The sequence below is a fragment of the Curvibacter fontanus genome, assembly GCF_054780335.1.
Window position 1 is genome coordinate 79,067 of the sequence record NZ_BAAGWN010000012.1, and the last position, 16,307, is coordinate 95,373.

The 16,307-nt window shown below is 65.7% G+C and carries 16 protein-coding genes; 6 read left to right on the forward strand and 10 right to left on the reverse strand.

The features are described from left to right. Positions 1-25: 25 nt before the first annotated feature. The 9 genes from ACYVH8_RS08145 to ACYVH8_RS08185 all read right to left on the reverse strand — a co-directional run bounded on the left by ACYVH8_RS08145 (position 26) and on the right by ACYVH8_RS08185 (position 7,434). Complete coding sequence (locus ACYVH8_RS08145; RefSeq protein WP_460488347.1) at positions 26-949, reverse strand: LysR substrate-binding domain-containing protein; 924 nt, start codon at positions 947-949, stop codon at positions 26-28. A 139-nt stretch (positions 950-1,088) separates the two neighbouring features. Further along, complete coding sequence (locus tag ACYVH8_RS08150; protein ID WP_460488348.1) at positions 1,089-1,469, reverse strand: hypothetical protein; 381 nt, start codon at positions 1,467-1,469, stop codon at positions 1,089-1,091. A gap of 61 nt (positions 1,470-1,530) precedes the next feature. Next, a complete protein-coding gene (gltA, locus tag ACYVH8_RS08155) occupies positions 1,531-2,841 on the reverse strand; it encodes a citrate synthase (RefSeq protein WP_460488349.1) in 1,311 nt (436 codons plus the stop codon). Between the two features lie 9 nt (positions 2,842-2,850). Beyond that, positions 2,851-3,129, reverse strand: a complete 279-nt coding sequence (locus ACYVH8_RS08160; protein WP_460488350.1) for an FAD assembly factor SdhE — start codon at positions 3,127-3,129, stop codon at positions 2,851-2,853. Positions 3,130-3,152: 23 nt separating this feature from the next. Further along, positions 3,153-3,857 carry a succinate dehydrogenase iron-sulfur subunit gene (locus ACYVH8_RS08165; protein WP_460488351.1) on the reverse strand — a complete coding sequence of 235 codons (705 nt, stop codon included), beginning with the start codon at positions 3,855-3,857 and terminating at the stop codon, positions 3,153-3,155. A 22-nt stretch (positions 3,858-3,879) separates the two neighbouring features. Beyond that, positions 3,880-5,676, reverse strand: a complete 1,797-nt coding sequence (gene sdhA / locus ACYVH8_RS08170) for a succinate dehydrogenase flavoprotein subunit (protein WP_460488352.1) — start codon at positions 5,674-5,676, stop codon at positions 3,880-3,882. Between the two features lie 3 nt (positions 5,677-5,679). After that, positions 5,680-6,045 carry a succinate dehydrogenase, hydrophobic membrane anchor protein gene (gene sdhD, locus ACYVH8_RS08175; protein WP_460488353.1) on the reverse strand — a complete coding sequence of 122 codons (366 nt, stop codon included), beginning with the start codon at positions 6,043-6,045 and terminating at the stop codon, positions 5,680-5,682. A 15-nt stretch (positions 6,046-6,060) separates the two neighbouring features. Further along, entirely contained in the window at positions 6,061-6,504 is a 444-nt protein-coding gene (gene sdhC, locus ACYVH8_RS08180) for a succinate dehydrogenase, cytochrome b556 subunit (RefSeq protein ID WP_460488354.1), read from the reverse strand. A gap of 132 nt (positions 6,505-6,636) precedes the next feature. Beyond that, entirely contained in the window at positions 6,637-7,434 is a 798-nt protein-coding gene (locus tag ACYVH8_RS08185; protein WP_460488355.1) for a GntR family transcriptional regulator, read from the reverse strand. Between the two features lie 185 nt (positions 7,435-7,619). Between ACYVH8_RS08185 and ACYVH8_RS08190 the strand changes: the two genes are divergently transcribed. The 3 genes from ACYVH8_RS08190 to acnB are packed head-to-tail and all read left to right on the forward strand — an operon-like array spanning position 7,620 to position 12,316. After that, on the forward strand, positions 7,620-8,606 hold the full coding sequence (locus tag ACYVH8_RS08190; protein WP_460488356.1) for a malate dehydrogenase: 987 nt from the start codon (positions 7,620-7,622) through the stop codon (positions 8,604-8,606). A 5-nt stretch (positions 8,607-8,611) separates the two neighbouring features. Next, a complete protein-coding gene (locus ACYVH8_RS08195; RefSeq protein WP_460488357.1) occupies positions 8,612-9,691 on the forward strand; it encodes an HpcH/HpaI aldolase/citrate lyase family protein in 1,080 nt (359 codons plus the stop codon). 39 nt (positions 9,692-9,730) lie between these two features. Continuing rightward, on the forward strand, positions 9,731-12,316 hold the full coding sequence (acnB, locus tag ACYVH8_RS08200; RefSeq protein ID WP_460488358.1) for a bifunctional aconitate hydratase 2/2-methylisocitrate dehydratase: 2,586 nt from the start codon (positions 9,731-9,733) through the stop codon (positions 12,314-12,316). A 21-nt stretch (positions 12,317-12,337) separates the two neighbouring features. On the opposite strand, the gene ACYVH8_RS08205 is transcribed toward acnB, so the two are convergent. After that, positions 12,338-13,345, reverse strand: a complete 1,008-nt coding sequence (locus ACYVH8_RS08205) for a LysR family transcriptional regulator (RefSeq protein ID WP_460488359.1) — start codon at positions 13,343-13,345, stop codon at positions 12,338-12,340. A 103-nt stretch (positions 13,346-13,448) separates the two neighbouring features. Between ACYVH8_RS08205 and ACYVH8_RS08210 the strand changes: the two genes are divergently transcribed. From ACYVH8_RS08210 to ACYVH8_RS08220, 3 genes are read left to right on the forward strand one after another with little or no spacing between them, the layout of a single operon-like run. Beyond that, positions 13,449-14,324 carry an amidohydrolase family protein gene (locus tag ACYVH8_RS08210; protein WP_460488360.1) on the forward strand — a complete coding sequence of 292 codons (876 nt, stop codon included), beginning with the start codon at positions 13,449-13,451 and terminating at the stop codon, positions 14,322-14,324. Further along, positions 14,321-15,286, forward strand: coding sequence for a substrate-binding domain-containing protein (locus ACYVH8_RS08215; RefSeq protein ID WP_460488361.1), 966 nt, complete (start codon positions 14,321-14,323; stop codon positions 15,284-15,286). The genes ACYVH8_RS08210 and ACYVH8_RS08215 overlap by 4 nt, the downstream gene beginning before the upstream one ends. Positions 15,287-15,321: 35 nt before the next feature. Further along, positions 15,322-16,284, forward strand: a complete 963-nt coding sequence (locus tag ACYVH8_RS08220; protein ID WP_460488362.1) for a tripartite tricarboxylate transporter substrate-binding protein — start codon at positions 15,322-15,324, stop codon at positions 16,282-16,284. Positions 16,285-16,307: the final 23 nt, after the last annotated feature.

The window sequence follows — 16,307 nt, forward strand, 5'->3', positions numbered from 1 at the left end:
GTGTGTCCTCGGCAGGGTCATGATTTTAGGTGCTGGCCGGTGCGGCTGTGAGGTGGTCCACCAGCAGCCGCGCGGTGACGGGCAGGGTGGAGAAATCGCGGGCGACCAGCGCGATGCGGCGGCGGGCCCAGTCGTCCTTGAGAGGCACGCAGGCGAGGGCGCCTACGCCGTGCATGAGCTCGAAGGCGCGGCGCGGCATCACGCCCACGCCCAGGCCGTTGTGGATCATGCGGCACATGGCGTCCAGGCCCGTGACGTGGATGCGCAGGCGGATGCTGCGGCCTGCGTCAGCGGCGGCCTGACGCATGGCCAGGTAAATGGAGCTGGTGGCGTGCAGACCCACATGGTCCCAGTCCAGGGTCTGCACGAAGTCGATGGCGCCGGCCGAGGCCAGCGCATGGCCCTGAGGCACGATGAGCACGAGCTGATCCTGCCGGTAGGGCAGGGTCTGCAACTCCCCCGTGCCGACCGCCACATTGCAGACGCCGAGGTCGGCCGCGCCTTCCTGCACGGCGCGCACGACCTCGGTGCTCAGATGCTCTTCGAGATCGATCTTGACCTGCTCGTGCTGGCGAATGAAGGCGCCCAGGTCTTCGGGCAGGAACTGCACGATGGCCGAGATGCTGGCATGCACACGCACATGGCCGCGCACGCCGTCCACGTACTCGCTGAGTTCGCCCTGCATCTTCTCCAGGCTGTAGAGCACGGAGCGCGCATGGTGCAGCAGGCTTTCACCAGCCGGCGTGAGGTCCACGCCGCGCGTGTGCCGATACAGCAGCGGGGTGCCCAGCGTGGTTTCGAGGTCGGCCAGGCGTTTGCTGATGGCCGAGGCGGCGATGAATTCGCGTTCGGCCGCGCGGCCGATGCTGCCCAGTTCGCAGACGGCCACGAACAGCTGCAGGGACGTGAGGTCCATGCGGCGAGCGAAGCTGCGATCGGCGGTTTTCATCGGGCGGATACGGGTTTGCCATCGCGTTTGGCGATGAGTTTCCCGATTTTCCCTTATGGGGAGGATGTTTGTCATCGTGTTTCGCGATGACTGTGCTGCCTGGCGGGTGATGCCGGCGGTCGGGTTCCGGTGGTGAGGCTCAGTCGACGATCAAGGCGCAATCCAGCACGCGCACGCGGTGGTCGACGTAATAACCACCGAACTCGGTGTAGCGCAGCACGAGACGCCGGCAGGCTTGGCAGCGCCAGACATCGCAGCGGTTGTAGGGAAACCAGGCCAGGGCCACCGGGGCGGCGGGGTCGTCATAACGGGTGCCGGCGGGGTGGTATTCCTCGAAGGTCGGCTCGTAGACTTCGGGGTCACGCAGGGTGGCGAGCCGGGTCATGAGCGCGGCGGGCCAGCGTTCTTCGGTCAGGCTGCTCCAGCCGGCGTAGGCGCCCAGGCCGCAGGCGCACGGGGCCGTGCCCGGGGCTTCGGCCTGCAGGGCACGCAGTTCGGCGGGGCGCTGGATCTGTTTCATACGAGAGATTCCCAAAGAACAACCCGCCGACGTTGCCGTGCGGCGGGTTGTTCTGCGCGGCTTAGCGCTTGGCCAGCGGCGGCACGTCGCGGCGCGGGGAGCCGGTGAAGAGCTGGCGCGGACGGCCGATCTTGTACTCGGGGTCGCTGATCATCTCGTTGAGCTGGGCGATCCAGCCCACGGTGCGGGCCAGGGAGAAGATGCCGGTGAACAGGTTGACCGGGATGCCGATGGCGCGCTGCACGATGCCGGAGTAGAAGTCCACGTTCGGGTAGAGCTTGCGCTGCACGAAGTAGTCGTCTTCCAGCGCGATCTTTTCCAGGGCCATGGCCAGCTTGAACAGCGGGTCGTTTTCCAGGCCCATCTCCTGCAGCACTTCCTTGCAGGTTTCCTGCATGAGCTTGGCGCGCGGGTCGTAGTTCTTGTAGACGCGGTGACCGAAGCCCATGAGCTTGACGCCCGAGTTCTTGTCCTTGGCCTGCTTGATGAATTCGCCGATCTTCTCGACGCCGCCGTTGTTCTGGATATCACCGAGCATATTGAGCGCCGCTTCGTTGGCGCCGCCGTGGGCCGGGCCCCAGAGGCAGGCCACACCGGCGGCGATGGCGGCAAACGGGTTGGTGCCGGAGGAGCCACACAGGCGCACCGTGGAGGTGGAGGCGTTCTGCTCGTGGTCGGCGTGCAGGATGAAGATGCGGTCCAGCGCGCGCTCGAGCACGGGGTTGACCTTGTAATCCTCGCAGGGCGTGCCGAACATCATGCGCAGGAAGTTGCCGGCATAGCTCAGGTCGTTGCGCGGGTACATATAGGGCTGGCCCACGCCGTACTTGTAGGCCATGGCCACCAGGGTGGGCATCTTGGCGATCAGGCGGATGGCGGCAATCTCGCGGTGTTCGGGATTGTTGATGTCCGTGCTGTCGTGGTAGAAGGCCGACAGGGCGCCGACCAGGCCGGTCAGCACGGCCATGGGGTGGGCGTCGCGGCGGAAACCCCGCAGGAAGAACTGCATCTGCTCGTTGACCATGGTGTGCATGGTCACGCGCCGGGTGAACTCGGTCTTCTTGGCGGCATTGGGCAGGTCACCGTAGAGCAGCAGGTGGCAGGTTTCCATGAAGTCGCACTGGGTGGCCAGCTGCTCGATGGGGTAGCCGCGGTACAGCAGCTCGCCCTTGTCGCCATCGATGTAGGTGATGGCCGACTGGCAGGAGGCTGTGGACAGGAAGCCCGGGTCATAGGTGAACATGCCGGTCTGGCCGTAGAGCTTGCGGATGTCGATCACGTCCGGGCCGATATTGCCCTGGTAGACCGGCAGCTCCATGCTGGGGGTGCCGTTACTGAACGACAGGGTGGCTTTGTTGTCAGCGAGTTTCATGGGGACCTTTCAACGGGTTTCTCTCAACATCATCAATACTTCTTGCACATCCGGGCGATCGAGTTCAGGACTGACCGTGGCCAGGGGCTTGCGGCCCAGATGCAGGTCCAGCAGGTCGTTGTCGCTCAGGTCCATCAGGGCGTTCAGGCCCTGCGACTGTCGCACGTTCAGCGTGGACTCGAACTTGCGGAAAAAACGCTCGATGAAGAGATCGTTCTCGAGCAGGCCCCGGCGGCAGCGCCACTTCAGCTTGCTCAGTGCTCTTTCGTCGATCAGTTCATTGTCCACGGTGGTCTGCTCGGTCCGATTCCTTACACCGCGCGGGCGACCATCATTTCCTTGATCTTGCCGATGGCCTTGGTCGGGTTCAGGCCCTTGGGGCAGACGTCGACGCAGTTCATGATGGTGTGGCAACGGAACAGGCGGTAGGGATCTTCCAGATTGTCCAGGCGCTCGGCGGTGGCCTCGTCGCGGCTGTCGGCGATGAAGCGATAGGCCTGCAAGAGGCCGGCCGGGCCGACGAACTTGTCCGGGTTCCACCAGAAGCTCGGGCAGCTGGTGGAACAGCTGGCGCACAGGATGCACTCGTACAGGCCGTTGAGCTCCTCGCGCTCCTCGGGGCTCTGCAGGCGTTCCTTCTCCGGCGGCACGTTGTCGTTGACCAGGTAGGGCTTGATGGAGTGGTATTGCTTGAAGAACTGCGTCATGTCCACGATCAGGTCGCGCACCACCGGCAGGCCAGGCAGGGGCTTGAGCACCACGGTGCCCTTGAGCGTGTTCATGTTCGTCAGGCAGGCCAGGCCGTTCTTGCCGTTGATGTTCATGGCGTCCGAACCGCACACGCCCTCGCGGCAGGAGCGGCGGAAGGACAGGGTGGGGTCGACCGCCTTGAGCTTGACCAGGGCGTCGAGCAGCATGCGCTCGTGACCGTCGAGTTCGACCTCGAGGGTCTGCATATAGGGCTTGGCGTCCTTGTCCGGGTCGTAACGGTAGATCTGGAATGTGCGTAGGGTCATGATGGTCTCTCGGCGTGGCGGCTTAGAAGGTGCGAACCTTGGGCGGGACAGAGTCGACCGTCAGCGGCTTGAGGTTGACGGGCTTGTAGCTCAGGCTGTTGTTCGCGCTGTGCCACAGGGTGTGTTTCATCCAGTTGGCATCGTCGCGGCCCAGCGGCGCCACCGGATCGTCGGCCGGGCGCTCGTAGTCATAGACGGTGTGGGCGCCACGGCATTCCTTGCGGGCTGCGGCCGAAACCATGGTGGCCTGGGCGCACTCGATCAGGTTCTCGACTTCCAGCGCCTCGATGCGCGCGGTGTTGAAGACCTTGGAGTTGTCCTTCAGGCCGATGTGCTTGCTGCGCTCGCGCAGGGCGGCGATCTTCTTCACACCTTCGTCCATGCCGACCTGGGTGCGGAACACACCCGCATGCTGCTGCATGGTGGCGCGGATGTCGTTGGCCACGTTCTGCGCGTACTCGCCGCTGCCGGCGGCGTCCAGGCGCGCCAGGCGGGCCTGGGTGCGGTCGGTGGCGTCGGCCGGCAGCGGCTTGTGCGATTTGGTGCGCGAGGCGAACTCGACGATGTGGTTGCCGGCCGCGCGGCCGAAGACCAGCAGGTCCAGCAGGGAGTTGGTGCCCAGGCGGTTGGCGCCGTGCACCGAGACGCAGGAGCACTCGCCCACCGCGTACAGGCCGTTGACGACCTTGCTGCCGCTGCCGTCATTCGTCACGACCTGGCCGTTGATGTTGGTCGGGATGCCGCCCATCTGGTAGTGGATGGTGGGCACCACGGGGATCGGCTCCTTGGTGATGTCAACGTTGGCGAAGTTGTGGCCGATCTCGTAGACCGAAGGCAGGCGCTTGTGGATGTCCTCGGCGCCGATGTGGGTCATGTCGAGCAGGATGTAGTCCTTGTTCGGCCCGCAGCCACGGCCTTCCTTGATCTCCTGGTCCATGGAGCGCGAGACGAAATCGCGCGGGGCCAGGTCCTTGAGCGTCGGGGCATAACGCTCCATGAAACGCTCGCCCTTGCTGTTGCGCAGGATGGCGCCTTCGCCGCGGCAGCCTTCGGTCAGCAGCACGCCGGCGCCGGCCACGCCGGTAGGGTGGAACTGCCAGAACTCCATGTCCTGCAGCGGGATGCCGGCGCGTGCCGCCATGCCCAGGCCGTCACCGGTGTTGATGAAGGCGTTGGTGGAGGCGGCGAAGATGCGGCCCGCGCCGCCGGTGGCCAGCAGCACGGTCTTGGCGTGCAGCACGTGCAGGTCGCCGGTTTCCATTTCCAGGGCGGTCACACCCACCACGTCGCCTTCGGCGTCACGGACCAGGTCCAGCGCCATCCATTCGACGAAGAACTGCGTGCGTGCCTCGACGTTCTTCTGGTAAAGCGTGTGCAGCATGGCGTGACCGGTGCGGTCGGCTGCGGCGCAGGCGCGTTGCACGGGCTTTTCGCCGTAGTTGGCCGTGTGGCCGCCGAAAGGGCGCTGGTAGATGGTGCCGTCAGGGTTGCGGTCAAAGGGCATGCCCATGTGCTCCAGGTCGTACACGACCTTGGGTGCTTCGCGGCACATGAATTCGATGGCGTCCTGGTCGCCGAGCCAGTCGGAACCCTTGACGGTGTCGTAGAAGTGGTAGTGCCAGTTGTCCTCTGACATGTTGCCGAGGGACGCGCCGATGCCGCCCTGGGCGGCGACGGTGTGCGAGCGGGTCGGGAAGACCTTGGACAGTACGGCCACGTTCAGACCGGCGCGGGCCAGTTGCAGCGAGGCCCGCATGCCGGAGCCGCCGGCCCCGACGATGACCACGTCAAATTTACGCTTGGAGATGGGATAGGACATGGCTCAGAGTCTCCACAGGACTTGGATGGCCCAGCCGGCGCAGCCGACCAGCCAGACGATGGTGAATACCTGCAGGGACAGGCGCAGCCAGACCGGCTTGATGTAATCCATCCAGATGTCGCGCATGCCGACCCAGACGTGCCAGGCCAGTGCAACGATGACGGCGAAGGTCAGCACCTTCATCCACTGGGCGGCGAAGATGCCGGCCCAGACCTCATAAGCGATGGGGCCGCGGGTGAACAGGACCTGGGCCAGCACCAGAAAGGTGAACAGGACCATCAGGGCCGCGGTGATGCGCTGGCTGAGCCAGTCACGCAGGCCGTAGTGCGCGCCGACGACGAGACGCTTGGAGCCGTAATTGACAGACATGCTTGCTCCTTGTGCTCAGTAGAGGCCGAACAGCTTGGCGCCCAGCACCACCGTCAGGGCGATGCTGAGGACCAGGGTGACGAGGGCCGAAATGCGGCCGAACTCCTTGCTCACCGCATGGGCCACGTCCATCCAGAGGTGACGCAGGCCGGCGATGATGTGGTGCAGGTAGGCCCAGATCAGGGCCAGTGCCACCAGCTTGAAGAACCAGCCCGGCACAAAACCGAGGCCGACGCTGAACAGGGCGCTGAAGCGGGCATAGGAGTATTCGGAGCTCACCGAGGTGTCGAACATCCAGATGATGAGGGGCAGCAGGAGGAACATCAGGGCGCCGCTGACGCGGTGCAGGATGGACACAATACCGGCCAGGGGCAAACGGTAGGAGGGGAGGTCCTTGAGCGCATGGATGTTGCGGAACTCGGGGCGCTGCGGCCGGGTGGGAGTGGCAAGCTCAGTCATGGTGGACTTTCTGTGGATGTAACCGCTTGGTAATTTTCGAGCGTCGGCAGTGGCAAATTCTATTGCAATGCAGCATTCAAATCAGTTGTGTCACCGATTCATTCTGGGGCCTGCGGCTGGTAACCAAGTTTCTCAACTCAGCACATTGCGGTAGTGGTGGGTGTCGGTCAGGTACAGGCCGCGGCGCAATTCCATGGGCACGTCGTTGTAGGTGTAGGCGATGCGCTCGACGCTCAGCAGCGGGGTGTTCTTGGCGACCTTCAGCAGGGCGCCCTGGGCCGCGTCGGGCAGCACAGCGCGTATCTTCTCCTCGGCGCGCACCATGCGCACGCCGAACTCGGTTTCAAACAGTTCGTACATATGGCCGTGATGCTGGCTCAGGCGTTCGGCCGTCAGGCCCTTGAAGGGCGTGCCGGGCAGCCACAGGTCTTCGAGGATGGTCGGGCGCCCGGCGAAGGACAGCACACGCCGTGCCTGCAGCACGCTGTCGCCGGTGCGCAGCGCCAGCGCGCGCGCGATCTCGGCGCTGGCGCGCAGGCGCTTGCAGTCGATGATGTTGCGCTCGGCCGGGCCCTCGCTCTGGCGGTCGCCCTGATCGGGCATCAGGCGCAGAAAACGGTATTGCACATGCTGTTCGGCATGGGTGGCCACGAAGGTGCCCTTGCCCTGGCGGCGCACCAGCAGGTTCTCGGCGGCGAGTTCGTCGATGGCCTTGCGCACCGTGCCCTGGCTGACCCGGTAGCGCGCGGCCAGGTCCATCTCGCTGGGGATGGCTTCCCCGGGTTTCCATTCGCCCGATTGCAGGCTTTGCAGGATCAGGCCCTTGATCTGCTGGTACAGGGGGCTGAAGGCCGGTGTCGGCAGCCCCGCCGCGCCGGTGTCGGCGGCGGCCGGAGTGCTGTCAGCGAGGGTGCTTGCGCTGGAGTTCATACGGGTGGCCGGGCGGTTGAGAGGGGGCTGAATCAGCTTGGATCATATCTTATATAAGACATAAGACAAATTGATAAATCAGGGTTTTCGCGCTACACTCGCGGGGTACATCCGGGGTAGCGCCGACCCGCCGTGCGGCGGGCTCCGCGGTCCTTGTTTCCTCATCACTATCTGGAGTTTCCACCATGAGCAAAAAGCCCGTCCGCGTCGCCGTCACCGGCGCCGCCGGTCAAATCGGTTACGCCCTGCTGTTCCGCATTGCCTCCGGCGAAATGCTGGGCAAGGATCAGCCCGTCATCCTGCAACTGCTGGAAATTCCCGACGAGAAGGCCCAGAAGGCGCTCAAGGGTGTGATGATGGAACTGGACGACTGCGCCTTCCCGCTGCTGGCAGGCATGGAAGCCCACAGCGACCCGATGACCGCGTTCAAGGACACCGACTACGCCCTGCTGGTGGGCTCGCGTCCGCGCGGCCCGGGCATGGAGCGTGCGGAGCTGCTGGCCGTCAACGGCGCCATCTTCACGGCCCAGGGCAAGGCCCTGAACGCCGTGGCCTCGCGCAAGGTCAAGGTGCTGGTGGTCGGCAACCCCGCCAACACCAATGCCTACATCGCCATGAAGAGCGCGCCCGACCTGCCGCGCAAGAACTTCACCGCCATGCTGCGCCTGGACCACAACCGCGCCGCCAGCCAGATCGCCGCCAAGACCGGCAAGGCCGTGGCCGACATCGAGAAGCTCACGGTCTGGGGCAACCACTCGCCCACCATGTACGCCGACTACCGCTTCGCCACCATCAAGGGCGAAAGCGTGGCCAAGATGATCAACGACCAGGAATGGAACGCCAACGTCTTCCTGCCCACCGTGGGCAAGCGCGGCGCGGCCATCATCGAGGCGCGCGGCCTGTCCTCCGCTGCATCGGCTGCCAACGCCGCCATCGACCACATGCGCGACTGGGCCCTGGGCACCAACGGCAAATGGGTCACCATGGGCATTCCGTCGGACGGCCAGTACGGCATCCCGAAGGACGTCATGTTCGGTTTCCCCGTCACCTGCGAAGGCGGCGAGTACAAGCTGGTCGAGGGCCTAGCCATCGACGAGTTCAGCCAGAAGTGCATAGCCAAGACCCTGGCCGAACTGGTGGGTGAGCAGGACGGCGTGAAGCACCTGCTGTAATTTCCATGGCTCACCCGCGCGACATCCTCCTCGGCGCCCAGGCCTCGGCCGGCTTCCTGCCGGTCTGCGACCATTACAGCGGCGTGGAGGTGCGCATGCGCAAGAGTCTGCAACTGCAGGCCGAGATGACGGCCGAGTTCGGCACCTGCGTCTTTGACGTCTCGCTCGATTGCGAGGACGGCGCGCCCGTGGGTGGCGAGCATGACCATGCGCAGATGGTGGTGGCGCTGGCCAATGAAGCACAGGCCAGTGCGCGCAAGGCGGCCTTGCCTGCAACGCCGCGCATTGCGGTGCGCGTGCACCCGGTGGACCATGCGGCCTTCGAGGCCGACGTGGCCGCCATCGTCGGCGGTGCCGGTGCTGCCCTGTGCCACCTCATGATCCCCAAGGTCGAGACGGTGGCCGATGTGGAGCGCGCCGTGGCTGCGGTTGATGCGGCGGCACGTGGCGCCGGCCGGCGTGATCCATTGCCCTTGCAGGTGCTGCTGGAGTCGCCGGCCGCAGTGCATCGCGCCTTCGACATCGCCGCGCATCCGCGCGTGCAGTCCATCAGCTTCGGCCTCATGGATTTCGTCTCGGCGCACGGCGGGGCCATCCCCGACAGCGCCATGAGTTCACGGCCCGACAGTGTGACGGGCGAGCTGGGCCAGTTCAGCCACCCGCTGGTACGTCGTGCCAAGCTCATGATCGCCTCGGCCTGCCATGCACACGGCAAGGTGCCCTCGCATTGTGTGGTGACCGAGTTCAGCGACGTCGGAGCCATGAAGGCCGCAGCCCGCAAGGCCGCGCGCGAGTTCGGTTACACGCGCATGTGGAGCATCCACCCGAGCCAGATCCGTCCCATCCTGGAGGCGCTGGCACCGAGTGGGGCCGACATCGAGCGCGCCGCTGCCATCGTCCAGGCGGCCGAACAGGCGCAGTGGGCTCCCGTGAGTCACGAAGGGCAGTTGCACGACCGTGCCAGCTACCGCTATTTCTGGCAGGTGCTGGAGCGCGCCCATCAGACCGGGCGTGTCCTGCCCGCTGCCATGCAAGCTTATTTCGCGACCCCGGTCGCCTTGAACCCGCCCGCTGTTCCCGCCTGAGGCGGGGGCATATTTTGAATTTGCTAAGAAGGAGTCACCATGTTGCAAGCCTACCGCGTCCATGTCGCTGAACGAGCCGCACTCGGCATTCCCCCGCTGCCGCTGACGGCCAAGCAGACCGGCGAGCTGATCGAACTGCTGAAGAATCCGCCCAAGGGTGAGGAGACCACCCTGGTCGACTTGATCACGCACCGCGTGCCCGCCGGCGTGGACGATGCAGCCAAGGTCAAGGCCAGCTACCTGGCCGCCGTGGCCCATGGCAGCGAGAAATGCGCGCTGATCTCGCGCGAGAAGGCCACCGAGCTGCTGGGCACCATGCTGGGTGGCTACAACCTGACCCCCCTGATCGACCTGCTGGACGATGCCCAGGTGGGCAAGGTTGCCGCAGAGGGCCTGAAGAAGACCCTGCTGATGTTCGACCAGTTCCATGACGTGCAGGAAAAAGCCGCCAAGGGCAATGCCAACGCCAAGGCCGTGGTCCAGAGCTGGGCCGATGCCGAATGGTTCACCAGCCGCCCCGAAGTGCCCAAGAGCATCACCCTCACCGTGCTCAAGGTGACCGGCGAGACCAACACCGACGACCTGTCGCCCGCCCCCGACGCCTGGAGCCGCCCCGACATTCCGCTGCACGCCCTGGCCATGCTGAAGAACAAGCGCGACGGCATCACCCCCGAGGAAGACGGCAAGCGCGGTCCGATCAAGTTCATCGAGGACCTGCGCGCCCGCGGCAACCTGGTGGCCTACGTCGGCGACGTGGTCGGCACCGGTTCCTCGCGCAAGTCGGCGACCAACAGCGTGCTGTGGTTTACCGGGGAAGACATTCCCTTCGTGCCGAACAAGCGTTTCGGTGGCGTCTGCCTGGGCTCCAAGATCGCTCCGATCTTCTACAACACCATGGAAGACGCCGGTGCCCTGCCGATCGAGCTGGACGTGAGCCAGATGAACATGGGCGATGTGATCGAGCTGCGCCCCTATGAAGGCAAGGCCCTCAAGGACGGCAAGGTCATCGCCGAATTCACGGTCCGCAGCGAGGTGCTGTTCGACGAGGTGCGTGCCGGCGGCCGCATCCCGCTGATCATCGGCCGCGGCCTGACCGGCAAGGCGCGCGAAGCCCTGGGTCTGCCCCCGAGCACCCTGTTCCGCCTGCCGCAAGTGCCCAAGGCCACGGGCAAGGGTTTCACGCTGGCGCAGAAGATGGTCGGCCGCGCCTGCGGCCTGCCCGAAGGCAAGGGCGTGCTGCCCGGCACCTATTGCGAACCCAAGATGACCTCGGTCGGTTCGCAGGACACCACGGGCACGATGACCCGCGACGAGCTCAAGGACCTGGCCTGCCTGGGCTTCAGCTCCGACCTCGTGATGCAGTCCTTCTGCCACACCGCCGCTTACCCGAAGCCGGTGGACGTGAAGATGCACCACGAGCTGCCAGAGTTCATGAGCAACCGCGGCGGCATCTCGCTCAAGCCCGGCGACGGCATCATCCACAGCTGGCTCAACCGCATGCTGCTGCCCGACACCGTGGGCACCGGCGGCGACAGCCACACCCGTTTCCCCATCGGCATCTCCTTCCCGGCCGGTTCCGGCCTGGTAGCCTTCGCGGCCGCCACCGGCGTGATGCCGCTGGACATGCCCGAGTCGGTGCTGGTGCGCTTCAAGGGCAAGATGCAGCCCGGCGTCACCCTGCGTGACCTGGTGCACGCCATTCCGCTCTATGGCATCAAGCAGGGCCTGCTGACGGTCGAGAAGAAGGGCAAGAAGAACGCCTTCTCCGGCCGTATCCTCGAGATCGAGGGTTTGCCCGACCTGAAGGTGGAACAGGCCTTCGAACTGGCCGATGCCTCGGCCGAGCGCTCGGCTGCCGGTTGCACGGTGGCGCTGAACAAGGAGCCGATCATCGAGTACATCAACAGCAATATCGTGCTGCTGAAGAACCTGATCGCCAATGGCTACCACGACGAGCGCACCATCAGCCGCCGCATCAAGGCCATGGAAGCCTGGCTGGCCAAGCCGGACCTGCTCAAGGCCGACAAGGACGCCGAGTACGCCCACGTGGTCGAGATCGACCTGGCGGAGATCACCGAGCCCATCGTCTGCTGCCCGAACGATCCGGACGACGCCAAGACCCTGTCCGACGTGGCCGGCGCCAAGATCGACGAGGTCTTCATCGGCTCCTGCATGACCAATATCGGCCACTTCCGCGCCGCGTCCAAGCTGCTCGAAGGCAAGAAGGACATCCCGGTCAAGCTGTGGATGGCCCCGCCGACCAAGATGGATGCGCAGCAGCTCAGCGAAGAAGGCCACTACGGCGTCTTCGGCGCGGCCGGCGCCCGCATGGAGATGCCGGGCTGCAGCCTGTGCATGGGCAACCAGGCACAGGTGAAGGAGGGCGCCACCGTGATGTCCACCAGCACCCGCAACTTCCCCAACCGCCTGGGCAAGAACACCAATGTCTACCTCGGCTCGGCCGAGCTGGCCGCCATCTGCTCCAAGCTGGGTCGCATCCCGACCAAGGCCGAGTACCAGGCCGATATGGGTGTCCTGTCCGCCAACGGCGACAAGGTCTACAAGTACCTGAACTTCGACCAGATCAGCGAATACAAGGACGTGGCCGACAAGGTCACGGCCTGAACGCGCAGACCCGCTTGCGGGTCAGCCCTGCATCGGCGACGGTGCAGGGTTTTTTTTCACCCGGCGCCGGGGTGGTGCGGGCGGAGCGGGCTCGGGGCGCACGGCCAGGCTGGCCTCTTCGATGCACCGCATCAGCGTCGTTGCGGCCGGTGTGAGCGGCCGCTGGCGGCTCCAGACCAGGCCGATGGGACGCAGCACGTCGGGCAGGTTCAGCGGCAGCATGACCAGCTGGCCCAGGTCGCTGTAGTGTTTGGCCACACTCAGCGAGAGCAGGCCCACGGCCGGGGCGTCCTGCAGATAGGTGGCGATCACGTGCACCGAGAGGGTCTCGATGCAGTTGCTGGGTATGGCCAGGCCGTGGGTCTGGAAAGCGGTCTCCAGCGGTTCGCGCGGCAGCGAGCCTGGGGGCGGTAGCACCCAGGGCTGGTCGGCGAGGTCCTCCCAGCTCAGATCGCGGCGCTGGGCCAGCGGGTGCTGCCGGCCGACCACGACGGTGCTGGCCTGTTCGAACAGTGGCAGTTCGGCCAGGTCGTCGGCCTGGTGCCGCGGCGGCAGACGGCCCACGATCAGGTCCACATGGCCGCGCCGCAGCTCGGGCAGCAGCGTTTCGATCGCGCCTTCAAACACCTCCACCGTCGTCAGCGGCGCCTGCTGCTTGAGCCGCAGCAGGGCCTTGGGCACCAGGGCCGGGGTCATGGCAGGCAGGGCGCCCAGCGTGGTCTTGCCTGAGGCGCCCGAACGCAGGGCGCGCAGATCGTCGCGGGCCTTGGCCAGGGTGCGCAGCATCTCGCGCGCATGGTTGATCAGGCAGACGCCATAGACATTGGGCTGCACACCGCGCGCCGTGCGGTCGAAGAGCTTGAAGCCCAGGCCGCGTTCGAGTTCACCCAAGGCCAGCGAGACGGCGGGCTGCGTGATGTTGAGGCTGGCAGCCACCTGACCCAGATGGCGCAGATCGTCCAGCGCCACCAGCAGTTGCAGGTGGCGCGGCTTGAGGTTGGCTCGGATGTACCAGTCGAGTTGGGCCATGGCAAGATATTAGCAAACACTAATGTGATACGCCAATTAACTCAGTTGATTGCTTATTTGATTGACTGCATGATCGCGCCAGTTCCAAACCCGAGGAGATGGTGTGAGTTTCCGACGTCCCCGTACCGTGATCGACGTGCACACGCACGTGATCGCCAGTGATCCTGTCCGTTATCCCCTGGCTCCGCTGTCCGGCCATCAGTCCGAATGGTCGCGCGAGCGGCCCGTGAGTGATGTGCAGATGATCCAGGCCATGGAGGCCGCCGGCATCGCCCGCGTGTCCCTGGTGCAGGCCTCGACCTGCTACGGCAACGACAACAGCTATGTGGCCGATTCCGTGGCCGCCTACCCCGAGCGTTTTTCGGGTGTGTTTTCCGCCAGCCTGACCGATCCTGATGCGATCGACCGCATCGCCTACTGGCGCAGCCGCGGCCTGCGCAGCCTGCGTGTGTTCATCGCGGGTCACACCGCGTCCGACCAGGGCGCGCGCCTGGACGACCCGCGCGCCTACCCGGCCTGGGCCTACGCGCAGGAGCAGCGCATCCCGATCAATGTGCAGCTGCGCGCCGACGGCTTGCCGCAACTTGTGGCTCTGCTGGACCGCTTCCCCAAGACCATCGTGCTGCTCGACCACTTCGCGCGCCCGGTGCTCGGCGACGGTGCGCCCTATGCGCAGGCCAACAGCCTCTGGGATCTGGCCCGTTACGAGAACCTCGTGTTCAAGTACACCACGCACAATGTGCGCGAGTCGGCCGTGGCGCCGGCCACGCAGGACAGTTTTGCCCAGCGCATGGTGGCCGCGTTCGGCGCCAAGCGCATCGCCTGGGGCTCGAACTTTCCGGCCTCCAAGGGCTCGCTGGCCGGTCTGCTCGATGAAGCCCTGTTGGCCACGGCCTCGCTCAGCGATGAAGACCGCGACTGGATCTTCGCCGGCACGGCGCAGCGTGTGTACCCTGAACTGGCAGGAGCGGCGGCATGAGCGCCGCTCGGCCGCCCGAAGGCGCTCGCACCGCAGCCCGTCAGGGCGAAGGTAACCCAATGAGCGCGGTGCTGAGCCCCGTGTCCCTGCGCATGCTGCTGGGCAGTTACCACAACACCCTGCCGCTCAAGCAGGGCGCGCTGCATACACCGATGCTCAACATTGAATTCGACCCCGTCAAGGTGGCCAACCGCGCCTTCAAGAAGGCCGTGCGCGAACTGGCCTACGACTTTGCCGAGCTGGCCCTGGTGACCTTCCTGCAGGCCAAGGCCGCGGGCAAGCCGCTGGTGCTCATGCCCTCGGTGCTGGGCGAGGGCCGTTTTCAGCACCACTGCCTGGTCTGCAACGCCGAGCGTGGCCGCATCACGCCGTCCGGTCTGGCGGGCAAGCGCATCGGCATCCGCGCCAATTCGCAGACCACCGTGACCTGGGTGCGCGGCATCCTGGCCGATGACTATGGTGTGGACCTGAGCCGCATCCACTGGGTGACCTTCGAGGACGGCCATGTGGCCGAGTTCCCTGATCCGCCGGGCATGGAGCGCGCGGCGGCCGACAAGAAGCAGGTCGACATGCTGTACTCCGGCGAGCTGGACCTGGCCATCCTCGGCAGCGACCTGCCTGACGACCCGCGCCTGCAGTCCGTGATCCCCGATCCGCAAACCGCTGCGCGCGACTGGTCGCAGCGTACCGGTGCGCTGACCATCAACCACATGATGGCCGTGGACATGACGCTGTGCCGCGACCGGCCCGACGTGGTGCGTGAGGTCTACCGCCTGCTGCAGGAAAGCAAGCGCCTGGCCGGTCTGCCCGACGGCGACCGCGACATGACGCCCTCCGGTCTCGAGCCCAATCGCCAGGCGCTCGAGATCCTGATCCGCTACACGCATGCGCAGGGTCTCATTCCGCGCCGTTTCAGCGTCGACGAACTGTTCGACGAGACCACCCGTTATCTGCCCGCCTGAGCCGGGCCGCATGTTTTAAAACAGGAGACACCGTCATGAGAAAGATACTGACCCTCGCCCTGGCCGGTCTGGCCCTGCTGCAGTCGCCGCTGGCCCAGGCCCAGGCCGGCGGGGCCATCACACGCATCATCAGCCCCTTCGCGGCCGGTGGCGCGCGCGAGGTGCTGGCGCGCACCTTCTATCAAGAGTTCGGCTCGGCCATGGGCCAGACCGTGATCATCGAGAGCAAGCCCGGTGCGGGCGGCGCGATCGGCACCGTGTTTGTCGGCCGTGCCGAGCCCGATGGCCGCACGCTGCTGATGGCCGCGTCCAGCCACTTCGTGACCGCGGCCACCGGCGCCAAGCCGGTCTACGACCCGATCAAGGAGTTCGTGCCTGTGGCCGAGATCGGCACGCAGAACTATGTGTTCATCATCAGCGCCGCGCTGCCGACCAAGAACGTGACCGAGTTCGTGCGTTATGCCAAGCAGCATGCGGGCGAGTTGAACTACGGTTCGGCCGGCGTGGGCAGCTCCACGCACCTGGCCATGGCCTATTTCATCAGCGTGGCCGGCATCGACATGCTGCACGTGCCCTACAAGTCCACGCAGGAAGCCGCCAACGACGTGATCGGCGGCCGCGCCCATGCCGTGATCGTGCCCAGCGCGGGTGTGGTGGCCTATGCCAACAACCCCAAGCTGCGCATCATCGGCGTGACCTCGAAGACGCGTTCGGCCCTGCTGCCCAACGTGCCGGCCATCGCACAGGACGGGCTGCCGGCTTATGAGTTCGAATCCTGGTTCGGGGTGCTGGCCCCGGCCGGCACCCCGCCGGTCCTGGTGGAGAAGCTCAACACCGCGATCAACAAGGCCCTGGCCAACCCCGAGGTCAAGACCCGTCTCGCGGCCCAGGGCGTGACGCCGGTGCCGGGCAGCGCCGCGGCTTTCAACAAGGTGTTCCTGGCTGACCATGCGCTGATGAACCGCGTGGTCAAGGATGCCAAGCTCACGGCCGAATAAGCCGCCGTCCACGGCGGCCCAGC

Coding starts and splice junctions, on each gene's coding strand:
- ACYVH8_RS08145 (WP_460488347.1), bottom strand. CDS start 949: ATGAAAACCGCCGATCGCAGCTTCGCTCGCCGCATGGACCTCACGTCC.
- ACYVH8_RS08150 (WP_460488348.1), bottom strand. CDS start 1,469: ATGAAACAGATCCAGCGCCCCGCCGAACTGCGTGCCCTGCAGGCCGAA.
- gltA (WP_460488349.1), bottom strand. CDS start 2,841: ATGAAACTCGCTGACAACAAAGCCACCCTGTCGTTCAGTAACGGCACC.
- ACYVH8_RS08165 (WP_460488351.1), bottom strand. CDS start 3,857: ATGACCCTACGCACATTCCAGATCTACCGTTACGACCCGGACAAGGAC.
- sdhA (WP_460488352.1), bottom strand. CDS start 5,676: ATGTCCTATCCCATCTCCAAGCGTAAATTTGACGTGGTCATCGTCGGG.
- sdhD (WP_460488353.1), bottom strand. CDS start 6,045: ATGTCTGTCAATTACGGCTCCAAGCGTCTCGTCGTCGGCGCGCACTAC.
- sdhC (WP_460488354.1), bottom strand. CDS start 6,504: ATGACTGAGCTTGCCACTCCCACCCGGCCGCAGCGCCCCGAGTTCCGC.
- ACYVH8_RS08185 (WP_460488355.1), bottom strand. CDS start 7,434: ATGAACTCCAGCGCAAGCACCCTCGCTGACAGCACTCCGGCCGCCGCC.
- ACYVH8_RS08190 (WP_460488356.1), top strand. CDS start 7,620: ATGAGCAAAAAGCCCGTCCGCGTCGCCGTCACCGGCGCCGCCGGTCAA.
- ACYVH8_RS08195 (WP_460488357.1), top strand. CDS start 8,612: ATGGCTCACCCGCGCGACATCCTCCTCGGCGCCCAGGCCTCGGCCGGC.
- acnB (WP_460488358.1), top strand. CDS start 9,731: ATGTTGCAAGCCTACCGCGTCCATGTCGCTGAACGAGCCGCACTCGGC.
- ACYVH8_RS08205 (WP_460488359.1), bottom strand. CDS start 13,345: ATGGCCCAACTCGACTGGTACATCCGAGCCAACCTCAAGCCGCGCCAC.
- ACYVH8_RS08215 (WP_460488361.1), top strand. CDS start 14,321: ATGAGCGCCGCTCGGCCGCCCGAAGGCGCTCGCACCGCAGCCCGTCAG.
- ACYVH8_RS08220 (WP_460488362.1), top strand. CDS start 15,322: ATGAGAAAGATACTGACCCTCGCCCTGGCCGGTCTGGCCCTGCTGCAG.